Genomic DNA, 15,507 nt, shown 5'->3' with positions numbered 1-15,507 from the left:
CGGTGCGGTCCGGTAGCGTCGGGGCATGACCAGTGCCCCCGTTCCCGGCCGGCGTGAACGCAAAAAGGCGGCGACCCGCCAGGCGCTGGCCGACGCTGCCCTGCGGATGTTCCTGGAGCGGGGCTACGACCAGGTGACCGTGCGCGAGATCGCCGACGCCGCCGACGTGTCCACCACCACGCTGATGAAGCACTTCCCGACGAAGGAAGCGCTCGTGTTCGACCGGGAGCCCGAGGTGGACGAGGCGCTGGTCTCGGCTGTGCGCGACCGGCCGGAGGGCACGTCGGTGCTGGAGGCGCTCCGCACGCACATCCACGTGCGGGCGACCTCCGGCATCCGCGCGGAAGCCGAACCGCTGCTGCGGCTGGTGCGGGAGACGCCCGCGCTTTCCGAGTACTGGCACAAGATGTGGATGGGGCACGAGCACACGCTGAGCCGCGTGATCGCCGCGGAAACCGGTGCGCCGGAGGACGACCCGCGATGCGCGGTGCTGGCTCATTTCGCACTGGAGACGGCCTCGCTGGCCGACCGCTCGGACGACCCGCCGCGGGTTGTCGACGTGGCGTTCGACCTGCTGGAGAACGGGTGGCAGTGAGCCGTTCGCGCGGTGGTGTGGTGGCGGTTGGTTGGTGAGCCGTTCGCGCGGTGCTGCCGTGGAGGTCGGTTGGCGAACTGTTGGCTCGGTGCTGCGGTGGCGGATGGTTGGTGAGTTGTTCGCGCGGTGGTGTGGTGGCGGTTGGTTGGTGAGTTGTTCGCGCGGTGCTGTGGTGGCGGGCGGTCGGTGAGCTGTTAGCTCGGTGCTGCAGCGGAGATCGGTTGGTGGGTCGTTCGCGCGGTGCCGCCGTGGCGGTCGATTGCTGAGTCGTTCGCCGGGTGTGGTGGTGCCGTCCGGTTGCTGCGCCGTTCACCTGGTGCCGCGGCGGCGGGCGATTGCTGAGGCTTTCCCTCAGGACGGCAGGGCCGAACTGAACGCGGTCGGCCGCTGAGCCGCTCCCTCAGGACGGCAGCTGCAAGTCGAGCGCGCCTTTCGCCGCGCGGGCAAGACCGGGATCGTCCGGAGTGGACGGTCCGGGCTGCCAGACCGCCTGCACGATCCGGACGCCCTTCCCGTCGATCTTGCTGGCGTAGGCGGCACCGTCGAACTGCGGCGGCCCCGAAGGCCACTTGCCGGTTTCCGTGGCGACGTCCAGGATTCCGCCGCCGCCCGGGATGTCGGCGATCTGCTTGAGATGATCGGCCTGCCCGGCATCGGAAAACTCGACTACCGCGACGGTCACCGCGGCCGGCCGCCCGTCCACGAGCGCCGTGTAGCTCGCGCGGCGGACCGCGGAGCAGCTGGTTTGCTGGAGGCTCGCCTGGACGTCCCCGAACGCGTGCGAGGCGCACTTCTGGTCAGCGCTGCTCGCGCGGGGTTCGAAGGTGAGAGTCGGGGCCGGCGGGGCGCTCGACTGGACACTGCTAGGCACCGGACTCGGAACACTGCTCGGCGGTGCACTGCTGACGGGCGCGGCGGCGGTGTCGTCACCGCCGCTGGTCGCCACGACGATCGCCGACACCACCAGGACGACCAGCAAGACGATCGCCGCGATCGGCACCCACTTGACGGTTCGGGAGCCCGGTTTCCCAGGTCCGGCAGGGGAGTTCGGCCCAGCCGGGGAGTTCGGCCCGGCTCCGGCACCGGTTCCCGCGGCGGTTGTCGCTGCTCCTGCCCCGGTGCCGGTCCCCGCGGAGGTTGCCGCAGCTCCCGCCCCGGCCACGGTTCCCGCGGGGGTTGTCGCTGCTCCTGCCCCGGCCGCCCCGGCACGGTTTCCTGCGGGAGTTGTCGCAGCGCCCGCCCCGGTTGCCCCAGCGCCGGTTCCTGGCGTGGCGGTTGCGGCTGAGCTTGCCCCAGTGCCGGGTCCGGCCATGACGGTTGCCTCAGGTCCTGCCCCTGCTGTCCCGGTGCCGGTTCCTGGCGTGGCGGTCGCGCGTGTTCCGGCAGCGGAGGGTGCACCTGCTCCCGCTCCGGTTGCCCCAGGCGCAGGTCCTGCCGCGGCGGTTGTTCCGGTTCCGGGACTGACTGCCTTCGATCCGGTACCGGGGCTGGCGGCCGAGTTTGCGGAGGGAGCCGGTCGCGGGGGTTGAGGCGGACTGCTCGGCACGACCGGCGGAACGGCTCCGCGCGGGCGTCCGGCAGGCTGCGGCTTCGCCGGGGACGGCATCTTCTCGGTCGGAGCCTCGGGCGGGTCCGCGGACTCGGTAGGCGCTTCGGAAAGCGACTCCAGTTCGATCGACGGAATCTCCGGCCGAGGCGGCCGCACCGCGATGATCTTCGGCCTCGGTACCGGGGGAGTGGCGGACTTCGGTGCGGCGGAAGGGTTGCTGGGGGAACCAGCAGCGGTGCCAGCGGATCCCGACGTCGGGGCACCGGGGAAGACGGGAAGCCCTCGGACATCTCCGGCACCGGCTGGAGTTTGCGGCCCCGCAGTGCCGCCTGGGACGGTCTCCGCAGTGGATGGAGCGGTACTGGGAGAGACAGCGTTCGATCCAGCGGCACTGGAAGGTGTTGTGCCGGGAGCGACGGTGTTCGATCCCGCGGCACTGGATGGGGCTGCGCCGGACCCGACAGCATCGGCCCGGGCCGATGCTGGAGCGGAGTTTCCCGGACTTGGCGAGCCGGAACCGGCGACGGCCCCAGCGGGATCGGGCTTGGCGGCGGTTCCAGCAGGGCCGGATGTCGCCGCGGTGGCCGCAGCAGCTCCGAGCCCTGCGGCCGCAGTCCCAGCGGAGACCCCCGTTCCGACCACGGAACCGGGATTCGCGGCGGCAGTGCCATTGCTCGCCGGGCCAGTGTTGACTGCGCTCGCGGCAGCAGCCGAACCAGCCGAACCAGCGCCAGCCACCCCGGCAGCAGCCGAACCAGCCGAACCAGCGCCAGCTACCCCGGCAGCAGCCGAACCAGCCGAAGCACCGCCAGCCACCCCGGCAGCGGCAGCACCAGAACCAGCCGAACCCCCAGGAGACCGGGGCCCAGGAGGAACCGGAACGTCGTCCGCGAACCGGACGAACCCTTCCCCGCGCAGGACCTCGTCCGAAAGCTCCGGCGCGTCCGGCGCCAGCGCCGCGATCAACGCGCGGGCCTGGTCCACCGAGCGCGGATGCCGGGCCGTGGCGAGGGAGACCGTTGCTGCCAGCATGGTCGTCGGCGTCGGGTGCAGGACGCGGACCGGGCCCGCGAGGTCGCCGGGGGGCTGGTCGACCGTCTCGACGTACGGGCCGACCGCCACGATCGTGCCGACTGGGCCTCCGCCTAGTTCCGCGATGCGGCGTTCGCATTCCTGGGACAGGTCGAGCGCTTCGGTGGCGGGGTTGACGTCGTCGCCATGGACCAGGGGCCAGCCGTCCGCTTTCCACGGGCCGCTCAGCGGGGCTTCGAGGCGCAGGGCCGGGTCGGGCAGGTCGACGCCGATCACGACGAGCACGCCCGCGGGCAGCACCACGACCGCCTCGACCGGACGGTCTCCGGTCGGCCGGGCGCCGACGAGCGCTACGCCGCCGATCACCGTGCTCCCCCGGCCGAGGGAGGCCAGTGCGGCCCGCACGTCTTCCGCGACGCGCGAGGGCTGCTGCCCGAGACGGACCAGTCGCACCGAAATTCTCCTGTCGAATCCGCAGCGTTTCCGGTGCACCACGCTAGCGTGCCGGGCCGCCGGAACCGTGCTTCGCGCCCTCGCGTCGGCGTGGCTCACCACAATGGGTCGTCCGCTGCGACTTGTGGTGTTCATGTGGCCAAACGGCACGGTTGGGGTGCAGAATGTGCTACACAGGTCGGGAACTGCCGTGGAGGCTACGCAACCTGCGCAGGGTTCGAGAGGTCGTAGGGGAAGACGTCCCTCGTCGAACAAGCGGAGGTTAGCAGTGAGCACCCGTGGCAGCACCCGAGGCGTGGTGTACGTCCACTCGTCGCCGTCTGCGGTATGTCCGCACGTCGAGTGGGCGATTTCGGGCACCCTTGGTGCCCGTGTCGAGCTGAAGTGGACGGCCCAGCCGGCCAGTCCGGGACAGCTCCGGGCCGAATGCAGCTGGAGCGCGCCCGCAGGAACCGCGGGCAAACTCGCCGGCGCGCTCAAGGCGTGGCCGATGGTGCGCTTCGAAATCACCGAGGAACCCAGCGCGGGCGTCGACGGCGAGCGGTTCTGCTTCGCGCCCGGACTCGGGCTCTGGCACGGCCGCACCAGCGCCAACGGCGACATCGTCGTGGGCGAGGACCAGCTGCGCGCGCTCGTCAGCATGACCCGCGGCGGCGAAACCCTCGCGCACAAGCTCGACGAACTCCTCGCCGCGGCCTGGGACGAGGCGCTCGAGCCGTACCGGCACGCGGGCGACGGCGCCCCGGTCACCTGGCTGCACCAGGTCGGGTGAGCGGGGGCGGTACCCTCACCCGGGTGAGCGTTCACCCGGCCCCGCCTTCCCGTCAGCGGTGGTTGATCCCCGTGCTCGTGGTGGTGCTGTCCATCACCGTCGCCGGGGGTCTGCTCGCCCGCGAGCTGTACCGCCGCCCCGATTCGCCGCGTGCGGCCGACGGCGAAGCCATGGCTCCGTCCGCCACCACCAGCGGCGGTGCGGCCGACAAGTCCGGCGCGGTCGAGGTCGGGGCCACCCCGGACGCCGAGAACCACCCGCAGGACGACGCCGTCCGCACGGTGCTGAAGTCCTATTTCACCGCGGTGAACCAGAAGGACTACGAGGCCTGGGCGGAGACGGTCAGCGACGCTCGCCGCAGCAAGATGCCGGAGTACGACTTCCACCGGAGCTTCCAGTCCACTAAGGACGTCGACGTGATGCTGTACCGCATCGAACCGGGCGCGCAGGGAACGCTGCGGGCGCTGGTCGGGTTCACCAGCACCCAGTCGCTCAACGAGGCCCCGGTCGACTTCCAGGAGAAGTGCATCCACTGGCGGCTGGTGCTGCCGCTGAAGTTCGAGCACGGCTCGTACCGGATCGACACCGTCGACGGCACGGCCACCGAACACGACAAGTGCTGAGAACCCGGTGAAACGCTGAAGGGCCCCGCGGAAGATTTCCGCGGGGCCCTTCAGCGTGAAAAGGACTCAGTTCGCCGGCGTGAACAGCAGCGCGGTGTTGTGCCCGCCGAAACCGAACGAGTTGGACAGCGCCGCGGCGAGTTCGACCTTCCGGTTCTCCCCGGCCACGACGTCGAGCTGCACCTTCGGGTCCAGTTCGGTGAGGTTCAGCGTCGCGGGAACGACGCCCTCGTACAGCGCGAGAATCGTCGCGATGCCCTCGACCGCGCCCGCACCGCCGACGAGGTGGCCGAGCGCGCCCTTCGGAGCGGTGACCACCGGGTGCTCGCCGATCGCGGACCGGATCGCGGCCGCCTCGCCGATGTCGCCGACCACAGTGGACGTCGCGTGCGCGTTCACGTGGCCGACGTCCGAAGGGGACAGTCCGGCCATCGTCATCGCCGCGCGCATCGCCGCGATCTGCCCGATGCCCTCCGGGTGGTTGCCCGTGATGTGGTAGGCGTCGGACGTCAGGCCGTAGCCGGCCAGCTTCGCGTAGATCCGCGCGCCGCGGGCCTTCGCGCGGTCGGCCCGCTCGAGCACGACGACGCCGGAGCCCTCGCCGAGCACGAAGCCGTCGCGGCTCACGTCGAACGGACGCGACGCCGCGGCCGGGTCGTCGTTGCGCGTCGATACCGTGCGCGCCTGGGCGAACCCGGCGACGGTGATCGGGTGGATGCACGCCTCGGAACCGCCCGCGACCACCACGTCGGCCCGTCCGGACCGGATCATCTCGAAGCCGTTCGCGATGCCCTCGGCCCCGGACGCGCACGCCGACGCGGGCGAGTGCACCCCGGCCCGCGCCTTCAGGTCGATGCCCACGTGCGCGGCGGGCCCGTTCGGCATCAGCATCGGCACGGTCAGCGGCGACACCTTGCGAAGACCCTGCTGGTGCAACAGATCGTTCTGGGTCAGCAGGGTCACCGGCCCGCCGACCCCGGTGCCGATCGAGACGCCGAGGCGTTCCGGTTCGACGTCGGCGTGCTCGTCGGTCTGCTCGGCGAACCCGGCGTCGGCCCAGGCCTGACGGGCGGCGATGATCGCCACCTGCTCGCACCGGTCGAGCCGGCGGGCCTGCACGCGGGGCAGGATGTCGGTCGGCTCGACGGCGAGCTGCGCCGCGATCCGCACCGGCAGGTCCAGCTCCGCCGCCCAGTCCGCCTCGATCGTGCGGATCCCGCTGCGGCCGGCCAGCAGACCGTCCCAGGTGGACGCGACGTCCCCGCCGAGCGGCGTGGTCGCGCCCATTCCGGTGATCACGACGTCGATGTTGCTCATGGGTGTCTCCCCAAGGTCGGCTCCGGACCGGGGCCCGGGTACGAAGAGGACTTACTTCGAGTTGGCGGACACGTAGTTCACCGCGTCGCCGACGGTCTTCAGGTTGGCCAGCTCGTCGTCCGGGATCTTGACGCCGAACTTGTCCTCGGCCTGCACGGCGATCTCGACCATCGACAGCGAGTCGATGTCCAGGTCGTCCACGAACGACTTCTCGGCGGTGACGTCGTCCTGAGCCACGCCGGCGACCTCTTCGACGATCTCGGCGAGGCCGGCGAGAATCTCAGTGTTGTCAGCCATCGGTGTTGTTCCCTTCTCGGTTCTTCTGGAGGTCCGCTCGCGGGCACGGCGCCCGCGGGGGAAGTATCGCTCAGGGCAGGACGAACGCCTGCGCGGCATAGGAAAGCCCGGCTCCGAAGCCGACCGCCAGCACCACGTCGCCGCTTTTCGCCGTCCCCGCCTTGCGCATGTGGTCCAGCGCCATCGGGATCGAAGCGGACGAGGTGTTGCCCGAGTACTTGATGTCGTCGGCCACCACCATGTCCTCGCGCGCTCCCTTGGCGCGCAGCTTCTTGGCGATCGACTCGACGATCCGGAGGTTCGCCTGGTGCGGCGCCAGCACGTCCACATCGGACGGTTGCAGCCCGGCGGCTTCCAGCGCGCGCAGCGCGATCGGCGCGATCTGCGTGGTCGCCCAGCGGAAGACCGACTGGCCCTCCTGGTAGATCCACTGGTGGTCGCGCATGTAGATGAGGTCGACGAGGTCGCCCGCGCTGCCCCACACGACCGGGCCGATGCCCGGTTCGTCGGACCCGCCGACCACCGCGGCTCCCGCGCCGTCGGCGAAGATGATCGCGTTCGCGCGGTCGGTCGGGTCCACGACGTCGGTGAGCTTCTCCGCGCCGATCACGAGGACCTTCTTCGCCGAGCCCGCGCGCACGAGGTCGGAGGCGACGCCGAGGCCGTAGCAGAATCCGGCGCACGCGGCGTTGAGGTCGAACGCGCCGGGGGCCGCGACGCCGATCCGCGCGGCGACCTGCCCGGCCGCGTTCGGGATCTGGGAGGGCATGGTGCAGTTGGGCACGATGACGGTGTCCACTTCGGACGCGTCGAGGCCCGCGTCGGCGAGCGCTTCGGACCCGGCGGCGACGGCGTAGTCGACCAGCACGTCGTCCTTCTCGCCGAACCGCCGCTCGATGATGCCGACGCGGTCGCGGATCCACTGGTCGCTGGTGTCCATGACCTGCGACAGGTCGTCGTTCGTGACGATCCGGTCCGGCTGGTAGCTGCCGAAGCCGAGGATGCGGGCGGCGGGGGCGCCCTGGGCCAGGCGCAGGGTGGGGCGGGCGGTCACTGGGCGTCCTCCTCGCGCAGCGCCGCCAGCTCGGCGGGCGACTTCAGCGCGGTGGTAGTGGTGACGACGCCCTTGAGCTGCCGCTTGACCAGTCCGGTCAGGGTGCCTGCGGGCGCCAGTTCGACGGTGCGGTCCACGCCGAGCGAGACGAGCCCGTCCATGGTGAGGTCCCAGCGGACCGGGCGGGTCACCTGGGCGACGAGCCTGCGCAGGTACTCCGCGCCGCTCGTGACGACCTGGCCGTCGGCATTGGACAGCAGCGGGCGCGTCGGGTCGGCCGGGGAGAGACCGGCGGCGTGCTCGCGCAGGGCGTCTTCCGCGGGGGCCATGTAGGGCGTGTGGAAGGCGCCGGCGACCTTGAGCGCACGGATCTTCGTGCCCTCCATCGGCTCGGCGATGATCTTCTCGATCGCGGCGGCGGACCCGGAAGCGACGATCTGCCCGGCCCCGTTGCGGTTCGCGGCGGCGAGGCCCTGGCTTTCCAGCCACGCGGCGACTTCCTCGGGATCGCCGAGCATCACCGCGGCCATCGACGTCGGTTCGAGCGCGCAGGCCTTGGCCATCTCGGCGCCGCGGACCGCGGCGAGCGCGACGGCGTCGGCCGGGCTGAGCACCCCGGCGATCGCGGCCGCGGCCAGTTCGCCGACGGAGTGGCCGGCGACCGGAGCGTCGTCGGCGACCGGGAGGTGCTCGAAGGACAGCAGGGACAGCGCGACGATCAGCGGCTGCGCGACAGCGGTGTCCTGGATCTCCTCGGCGCCGGCCTCGGTGCCGAGCCGGATCAGGTCGAGCCCGCAGCGGGCGGACCACTCTTCGACGCGCGCGCGGGCGCCGTCGAGCTCGAGCCACGGAGCGAGCATGCCGGGGGCTTGGGAACCCTGGCCGGGGGAGAGGACTGCAACTGTCACGCTGTCTATGAGACCACGGGACCCGTCGCGCTTCGGCTGCGGGCGGTCACCAAGTCCGCGCGGCGTTATTGGAGGAAACCTCCAAAGACCCGCCGGAGAACCCGGCCCTTAACCCATCCGCCTTGTGGGATTCAACCAGCGCTTGCCGTGAAGTCTGTCACCCGCCACGCGCTCGCCGCGTCCCTGTCACGCCGTGGTCGCGCCTCGGCTCGGAGGGGCGGAGCGGGATGCTCCCAATGTGGCATTGGGTGCGTCAGATGCACCGAACGCCACATTGGGTGCGTGACATGCACCCAATGCCACATTGGGGTTGTTTCATCGTGGTTGTGGCTGGTGGGGGCGGTGGTTGCGGGTTGGTTGGGTTGTGGGGCAAGGGGAAGTGCTGTCGAGGCCCGGCGTGGCGGCGTGGGCATGGGTGAAGCCCTCGGCAGGATCGAGATGTGAGTCAACCATCCGCCGAGGGCTTCGACCCTCTTTCCTACCAGGTCGTTCTTCCTCTTTCGCGGCAGACCCTGCAGCTGGTCGCCGAGTTGATCCGCGGGCGCCGGCGGCGGTTGCGGTCCCGCTGGCGCAAAGCCGGCCCGGCCGGGCAGGCTTTGGTGGTGCTGGCGGTGTTGCGCCACGATCCGCGGCTGGCGCACATCGCCGGCGGTCACGGCGTCTCGGCCTCCACGGTGCGCCGGTGGGTGCTGGAAACCGTCGGCCTGCTCGCCGCCCGCGCCGCCCGGCTGGACCGGGTCCTGGACCGGCTGGCCGCCCGCGGCGCGGCGGTGGCGCTGGTGGACGGGACGCTGATCCGGACCCGCCGCCGGGCCGGGCGCGCCAACCGGGCCCATTACAGCGGCAAGCACAAACAGCACGGGCTGGTCGTGCTCGGGCTGACCGACGAGGCGGGCCGGCTGCTGTGGATCTCCGCGGTCCTGCCGGGCCGCACCGCCGACATCACCGCCGCCCGCCGGCTGCGGATCCGCGAACGGCTCCACGCCCGCGGCTTGTCCCCGGCCGGGGACAAGGGCTTCCACGGCTGGCACAAAGACGTCCGCACCGCCCGCGACTGCCCGCACTGCGGCGGGCCCTGCGAGCAGATCGTGCTCACCCCGTTCAAAGCCGAAACCAACCGGCCGCTGACGAAAGGCCAGAAACAGGCGAACGCGGCGTTCGCCGCGATGCGCTGCGCGGTCGAGGGCGGCTTCGCCGCCCTCAAAAACTGGCGCATCCTCGACAAACTCCGCATGGCACCACGCCACGCCACCACACTGCTGCGCGCCCTGCTCGTCCTCACCCAGCACGAACAACACGCCCGCGACACCGCCCAGCCCACCCCGGCCTGACAACTACCACACCCCGCCAACCCGCCATGACCAGCACAAACCAGGATGAAAAAACCCCATTGGGGTTTTTCAGCAGCGAGGCGTGCGGCGTTGTTGCGGCGATGCGCGGGCGGCGTCGACCGGGCCGAAACGGGAGAGGCTCCGCCCCGGCGCGCCTTGCTGGCCGGGCCCGCAGCACCTCTTACTCACCGCGCACCGCGTTAGTGAGAAAACCTCACTGTGGCGGTCACCAAAGCCCGCGGGCCCGGGCGAGTCTGCCCACCGTGAGCGCGACCCGCAGCACCAGTGCGTCGCGGGCGTCGGTCGGGTTGCGGCCGGTGAGTTCGGCGGCTTTGCGCAGCCGGTACCGGACCGTGTTCGGGTGCACGAACAGCGTTTGCGCGCAGCGTTCCAGCACCCCTCCGGTGTCCAGATAGGTCTCGACCGTCCGCTGCAGGGCGGCTCCGGCTTCTTCCAACGGCCGGGCCACGAGGTCGACCAGCAGCCGTTCCGCGCCGGGGTCGCCGGAGAGGGCTCGTTCGGGGAGGAGGTCGTCGGAGCGCACCGGGCGCGGGGCTGCGGGCCAGCCGACCACCGCGCGCAGGCCGGACAGCGCCTCGGCCGCGCTGTGGTGCGCCTCGGCCAGCGTCGGCACCGTCGGACCGGCCACGACCGGGCCGTCGGCGAACACCGTTGACATCCGGGCCAGGATTTCGCGTTCCTTCGGCCCGCCCTCGGTGGGGCCGCCGATCACGATCACCAGCCGCGAGCCTTGCACCGACAGCAGTACCGCGCGGCCGACGCGGGCGGCGCGGGCGCGGACGTCGAAAACCACCGTCGGCGGGTCGTCCGACGGTGGATTTCCCACCAGCACAGTCGCCGCCGCGGCCGGATCCCACCCGAGCGCCGCGGCTCGCGAAAGGACGGATTCTTCGGCGTCCCCGCGGACGATTCCGTCCACCACGAGCGCTTCGAGCCGGGCGTCCCACGCGCCGCGCGCTTCCGCCGCCGCGGCGTAGGAATTGGCCGCGGCGAAAGCGATTTCCCTGCCGTAGCGCAGAATTCCTTCGATCAACGCGGCACGTTCGGCTTCCGAAGCGGCGAATTCGGGGAGCTGCTCCTCGAATACCTCGATCGCGAGCCGCACCATCGCGACGGCCTGGCGCAGGCTGATCCAGCGCGACACTTCGGTTGGCGCGTCGCGGAAGGCCTCGGTGGTGAGCTTCAGCGCTTCCTTCGAATCCCGCAGCCACGCGACGAATCCGCTGGCCCCGGTCTGCGTGATCAGCAGAACGCTGGCGCGCTGGTCGGCGGGGAGCCGCGCGAACCACACCAGCCGGCGTTCCATTTCCGCGACGCTCGCGCTCGCCAGCCGCCCGGAGGCGTGCTCCAGGCTGCGCAGGGTTTTCGCGGACAGTCCGTGGTGCTTGCGCGCTGGGCGTCCCGTGGTGTCGGCCATGTCGGATCCGATCCTACGTGCCGCGCGCGACCCGCAACTTTAGGCGGATGCGACGGCGACCTCAGGCGGTGGGCGGCGCCTGGACGAAGTGCCTAGGATCCGGGGTGGGGTGGTAGGGGATCACCCCGCGCGAAAAAAGAACAGGGGGACGGGCCATGCCAGAGCCCGGACTGGAGATCGACGGGATCTCCAAACGGTACGGCGCCGTGGTGGCGCTCGAGAAAATGACGTTCGACGTGCGGCCGGGGGAGCTTTTCGGATTCGTCGGCAGCAACGGGGCGGGCAAAACGACCACCATGCGCATCGCGCTCGGGGTGCTGAGCGCCGACGCGGGCCAGGTTCGCTACGCGGGCGAGCCCATCACGCACGAAACGCGCCGGCAGATCGGCTACATGCCCGAGGAACGCGGCCTGTACCCGAAGATGAAGGTCGGCGAACAGCTCACGTATCTGGCCCGGCTGCACGGAATGCCCGCCGCCGCGGCGAAGGCGTCGAGCGAACGGTGGACCGAACGCCTCGGCGTGGCCGCGCGCCGCGACGACGAGGTGCAGAAGCTCAGCCTCGGCAACCAGCAGCGCGTGCAGCTGGCCGCCGCGCTGGTGCACGAACCGCGGATTCTCGTGCTGGACGAACCGTTTTCCGGATTGGACCCGGTGGCCGTCGACGTGATGAGCGACGTGCTGAAGGAGAAGGCCGCCGAGGGCGTTCCGGTCGTGTTTTCCAGCCACCAGCTGGATTTGGTGGAACGGCTGTGCGACCGGATCGGGATTGTCCGGAGTGGACGGATGGAGGCGTCCGGCACGGTGGCGGAACTGCGCGCGGGCGGGACCGTCCGGCTGCTCGTCGACGCGCCGGAGGCTCCGGAAAACTGGGCCGCCGCGCTGCCCGGCGTGACCGTGCTCGGCCGCAAGGGCCCGGTGACCGAACTGGAACTGGCTGACGGCGCCGACGACCAGGCGGTGCTGCGCGCCGCGCTGGCGACCGGCCCGGTGCGGGAATTCGCCCGCAAACTGCCGTCCCTGACCGAGTTGTTCCGTTCTGTCGTGTCCGAGCAGCAGGAGGCCGCGGCATGACCGGGTCGAACATCCAGATGAGCCCGATGTCCGCGGTCGGCCTCGTCGCCGGGCGGGAAATCACCACACGGGTCAATTCCAAGGCCTACCGCATCACCACGCTGGTGATGGTGGTCATCGTCGTCGGGCTGGCGCTGGTCTTCAAGCTCTTCAACGGCGGCGGGGGCGCCGACGCGACGGTCGGCTACGTGCCGGCCGCCTCGCCGCTGGCGCAGCCGCTGAGCGCGACGGCGAAGTCGATCGGCCAGACCGTCGCGACGCAGCAGGTGCCCGACGAGAAGACCGGCCAGGACAAGCTGCGGGACGGTTCGATCGACGCGCTCCTGGTGCAGGACGCGAAGCGGGTGCACGTCCAGGTGAAGAAGGACCTGGACGCGAAGCTGAAGAACACGTTCACCGTGCTCGAGGGGCAGCTGGCGCTCAACCAGCAGATCGAGTCCCTCGGCGGCGATCCGGCGAAGGTGCGCCAGGCGACCGCCGAGGCGACGATCGACGAACTGCCGCCGCTCGAGAAACCGTACGACTACAACGGGCAGCAGCTGGTGCTCGGCATCATCGCGGGCATCCTGATCTACCTCTCGCTGATGCTCAACGGGCAGAGCGTGGCCCAGGGCGTGGTCGAGGAGAAAACCTCGCGGGTGGTCGAACTGCTGCTGTCGACGATCAAACCGTGGCAGCTGATGGCCGGGAAGGTGCTCGGCATCGGCGTTGTCGGGCTGATCCAGATGCTGGCGATCGGTGTGGCGGGCGTCGCGGCCGGGCTCGGGTTCGGGGTGCTGACGATCTCGGTGAACGCCGCGGTCGGCACCGTGATCTGGCTGATCGTCTGGTACCTGCTCGGGTTCTTCATGTATTCGATCGTGTTCGCCGCTCTCGGCGCGCTGGTGTCGCGGCAGGAGGACGTGGGCGGCGCGACGATGCCCGCGCTGATGTTCGTGATCGCCGGGTACGTGGTGGGGATTTCGATTCTGCCGTCGAATCCGGGCAGCCCGCTGGCCGAGGTGCTGTCGCTGATCCCGGTGTTCGCGCCGACGCTGATGCCGATGCGGCTCGCGATGGGCGGCGTGCCGGTGTGGGAGGCGGTGCTGTCGGTGGGTCTGGTGATCGTGCTGATCCCGGCGCTGATCTGGCTGGCCGCGCGGATCTACCGCAACGCGGTGATGCGCACCGGCGCGAAGGTGAAGCTGCGGGACGCCCTGCGCGCGGCCTGACCGCGAAGTTCCGGACGGCGGGCCGCGGCGGAATGCCGCGGCCCGCCGTTTCTTTGCGAAAGCCTCTACTCTCGGTGGACCTGCCGGCCCAGTGAGGGACCTGGGCAGCGGAGGCCCTAACCCACGTGGGTTAGCGGCATCGGGTGAGTTGCGTGAACGCCGCCCTCGCGAACCCGCCGTTCCGGTCACCCGGCCGAGCGCCGGTTAATGACCTTCGCGCGGCATCTCCGCCGCTCGCTATTGCCGCCGCGCGGTTATCCGGCACGCGTGCGGAAGACCCGCGCAATTCGCCGCCGCGGACTGTCGCACGACGCGAATTCGCACCGCACAGAGCGCGCCCGCACGGGATTCCCGTCCGGACATCTCCGCCGCCGTCCGCTGGTCGGCACGCAAATCCGTCGGCGACTCGCCAATCGCCCGAACATGAAGGCCAGATGAACGGCGGAGAAAACCCGAACCGCATTCGTCTCGGAAGCGCCCGCGCGCGGCGATAAAGAGCGGAAAATGTTCGAGGCCGCTCGGCGCTTGCGGTTTTCGCTGCGCCGAGCGGCCTCGTCTCCCCGGTCCCCACCGGTAGGACAAGTATGGCGGCGATTGATCTTCCCGCGCCAGTCGTCTCACTCGATCGTGGTGCACAGCACTCGGGCGCAGTGGGTACCTGTCCTGCGACCCGGTGCGACAGGACGGTGCCGGAATCCACGTCGAACCGCGGCGAAGGGAGCCAGCGTGGGTGAACAACTCAAGGACGGACTCGGACAGGCCTGGAATCTGGTGGCCACGTTCGTCCCGAAACTCGTGGGTTTTCTGATCATCCTCTTGATCGGCTGGCTGATCGCGAAAGCCGTGTCCAAAGCGGTCGGGCTCGTTCTCGGAAAGCTCGGTTTCACGCGGATGGTGGAGAAGACCGGGCTGACCGGAATGGTGAAGGGCGCGAATCTCGACGCCACCGCGGTGCTCGTGAAACTCGTCTACTACTTCATTCTGCTGATCGCGCTGCAGCTGGCGTTCGGGGTGTTCGGGCAGTCGAACCCGGTGAGCCAGCTGCTGAACGACATCATCGCGTTCCTGCCGAGGATCCTGGTCGCGGTGGTGCTGATCATCGTCGCGGCGGCGATCGCGAAGGTCGTGCGGGACGTCGTCGCGGGCGCGCTGTCGGGCCGTTCGGCCGGGCGGCTGCTCAGCACGATCGCGTACTGGCTGGTGATGGCGTTCGGCATCATCGCGGCGCTGGGCCAGGTGAACATCGCGACGGCGGTGACCGGCCCGATCCTGATCGCGGTGCTGGCGACCGCGGGCGGCGTGATCGTGGTCGGCTTCGGCGGCGGCCTGATCAAGCCGGCCCAGGAACGCTGGGGCGGCTGGCTGGCGAACCTGCAGGGCCAGGTCGGCTCCGGCAACAGTGCACGGGAGCCGGGCCAGGTGAGCGGGCAGCACGCGCACGCCGGGCAGGCCCGGACGCAGAGCTATCCGCAGTCGCAGTCGGGCAGCCTTCCGCAGCCGGGCGAGCAGACCCGCCAGATGCCCGCGGACGGCGGACGCCCGCCGGAGCCGCCGACCCCGCCCGCCGGGTTCGGCCGCGTGGACCGCTGATCCGGCGCCAGTCGAGCCGGGGATTCCGCGGACAGCGAGCTGATCCGCGGAGCTTCACCGGCTCCGGGCCGTGCTGCTGACCGGATTCGAACCCGGCCGGCGGCTTCGCTGACGGCCTTCCCCGATCCGCGGGTCGGGACAAGGGGCCGCGTTGCTTCGGCAGCGCGGCCCCGCGGTCTGCCCGGTGCAATTCCGCTCGTGGCGGTCGGCAAGGGCGGCACGTAGGGCTGGGGCTCGATCACCACAGCCGGCCCCGCCGTTCGG

Annotated in this window: 13 protein-coding genes; 7 read left to right on the top strand and 6 right to left on the bottom strand. The window is 70.8% G+C overall.

The annotated features are described in order from the left end of the window. The first annotated feature begins 25 nt into the window (after positions 1-25). Entirely contained in the window at positions 26-595 is a 570-nt protein-coding gene (locus FKO37_RS39385) for a TetR/AcrR family transcriptional regulator (protein ID WP_238607730.1), read from the top strand. A 400-nt stretch (positions 596-995) separates the two neighbouring features. Here FKO37_RS39385 and FKO37_RS39380 read toward each other — a convergent pair whose 3' ends face one another. Then, entirely contained in the window at positions 996-1,595 is a 600-nt protein-coding gene (locus tag FKO37_RS39380) for a hypothetical protein (RefSeq protein ID WP_238607729.1), read from the bottom strand. A gap of 2,302 nt (positions 1,596-3,897) precedes the next feature. Between FKO37_RS39380 and FKO37_RS39375 the strand changes: the two genes are divergently transcribed. Next, complete coding sequence (locus tag FKO37_RS39375) at positions 3,898-4,401, top strand: DUF3145 domain-containing protein (protein WP_093576929.1); 504 nt, start codon at positions 3,898-3,900, stop codon at positions 4,399-4,401. Positions 4,402-4,424: 23 nt separating this feature from the next. Further along, the gene (locus FKO37_RS39370) at positions 4,425-5,024 is read left to right on the top strand and encodes a hypothetical protein (protein WP_037820478.1); all 600 of its coding nucleotides are present in this window, start codon (positions 4,425-4,427) and stop codon (positions 5,022-5,024) included. Between the two features lie 66 nt (positions 5,025-5,090). Here FKO37_RS39370 and FKO37_RS39365 read toward each other — a convergent pair whose 3' ends face one another. The 4 genes from FKO37_RS39365 to FKO37_RS39350 form a co-directional block, all read right to left on the bottom strand. After that, positions 5,091-6,341, bottom strand: a complete 1,251-nt coding sequence (locus FKO37_RS39365) for a beta-ketoacyl synthase (RefSeq protein WP_037820479.1) — start codon at positions 6,339-6,341, stop codon at positions 5,091-5,093. A gap of 51 nt (positions 6,342-6,392) precedes the next feature. After that, the gene (locus tag FKO37_RS39360) at positions 6,393-6,638 is read right to left on the bottom strand and encodes an acyl carrier protein (protein WP_037820481.1); all 246 of its coding nucleotides are present in this window, start codon (positions 6,636-6,638) and stop codon (positions 6,393-6,395) included. A 70-nt stretch (positions 6,639-6,708) separates the two neighbouring features. Beyond that, entirely contained in the window at positions 6,709-7,692 is a 984-nt protein-coding gene (locus tag FKO37_RS39355; protein ID WP_037820483.1) for a beta-ketoacyl-ACP synthase III, read from the bottom strand. Next, complete coding sequence (locus tag FKO37_RS39350) at positions 7,689-8,600, bottom strand: ACP S-malonyltransferase (RefSeq protein WP_078870821.1); 912 nt, start codon at positions 8,598-8,600, stop codon at positions 7,689-7,691. Before FKO37_RS39350 ends, FKO37_RS39355 begins: the two co-directional genes overlap by 4 nt. Before the next feature lie 440 nt (positions 8,601-9,040). On the opposite strand from FKO37_RS39350, the gene FKO37_RS39345 reads away from it, so the two are divergent. Beyond that, entirely contained in the window at positions 9,041-9,931 is an 891-nt protein-coding gene (locus tag FKO37_RS39345; RefSeq protein ID WP_238603392.1) for a transposase family protein, read from the top strand. 226 nt (positions 9,932-10,157) lie between these two features. Here the strand turns inward: FKO37_RS39345 and FKO37_RS39340 are convergent, their stop codons facing one another. Continuing rightward, positions 10,158-11,369, bottom strand: coding sequence for a CdaR family transcriptional regulator (locus tag FKO37_RS39340; RefSeq protein ID WP_037820487.1), 1,212 nt, complete (start codon positions 11,367-11,369; stop codon positions 10,158-10,160). Positions 11,370-11,524: 155 nt separating this feature from the next. Here FKO37_RS39340 and FKO37_RS39335 point away from each other — a divergent pair, with 155 nt between their 5' ends. The 3 genes from FKO37_RS39335 (at position 11,525) to FKO37_RS39325 (ending at position 15,243) form a co-directional block, all read left to right on the top strand. Further along, complete coding sequence (locus FKO37_RS39335; RefSeq protein WP_043835984.1) at positions 11,525-12,442, top strand: ABC transporter ATP-binding protein; 918 nt, start codon at positions 11,525-11,527, stop codon at positions 12,440-12,442. Then, a complete protein-coding gene (locus tag FKO37_RS39330; RefSeq protein WP_134733728.1) occupies positions 12,439-13,653 on the top strand; it encodes an ABC transporter permease in 1,215 nt (404 codons plus the stop codon). The genes FKO37_RS39335 and FKO37_RS39330 overlap by 4 nt, the downstream gene beginning before the upstream one ends. Positions 13,654-14,379: 726 nt before the next feature. Next, positions 14,380-15,243, top strand: coding sequence for a hypothetical protein (locus FKO37_RS39325; protein WP_134669558.1), 864 nt, complete (start codon positions 14,380-14,382; stop codon positions 15,241-15,243). The last annotated feature ends 264 nt before the right edge of the window (positions 15,244-15,507 follow it).

This window comes from Amycolatopsis sp. Poz14, assembly GCF_006704225.1.
GTDB classification, from domain to species: Bacteria; Actinomycetota; Actinomycetes; order Mycobacteriales; family Pseudonocardiaceae; genus Amycolatopsis; species Amycolatopsis nivea.
This window is presented reverse-complemented; position numbering and strand designations above follow the sequence as displayed.

Bases quoted from the DNA above. Each gene is read 5' to 3' on its own strand.
- FKO37_RS39385 (WP_238607730.1), top strand. From the start codon at position 26: ATGACCAGTGCCCCCGTTCCCGGCCGGCGTGAACGCAAAAAGGCGGCG.
- FKO37_RS39365 (WP_037820479.1), bottom strand. From the start codon at position 6,341: ATGAGCAACATCGACGTCGTGATCACCGGAATGGGCGCGACCACGCCG.
- FKO37_RS39360 (WP_037820481.1), bottom strand. From the start codon at position 6,638: ATGGCTGACAACACTGAGATTCTCGCCGGCCTCGCCGAGATCGTCGAA.
- FKO37_RS39340 (WP_037820487.1), bottom strand. From the start codon at position 11,369: ATGGCCGACACCACGGGACGCCCAGCGCGCAAGCACCACGGACTGTCC.
- FKO37_RS39335 (WP_043835984.1), top strand. From the start codon at position 11,525: ATGCCAGAGCCCGGACTGGAGATCGACGGGATCTCCAAACGGTACGGC.
- FKO37_RS39330 (WP_134733728.1), top strand. From the start codon at position 12,439: ATGACCGGGTCGAACATCCAGATGAGCCCGATGTCCGCGGTCGGCCTC.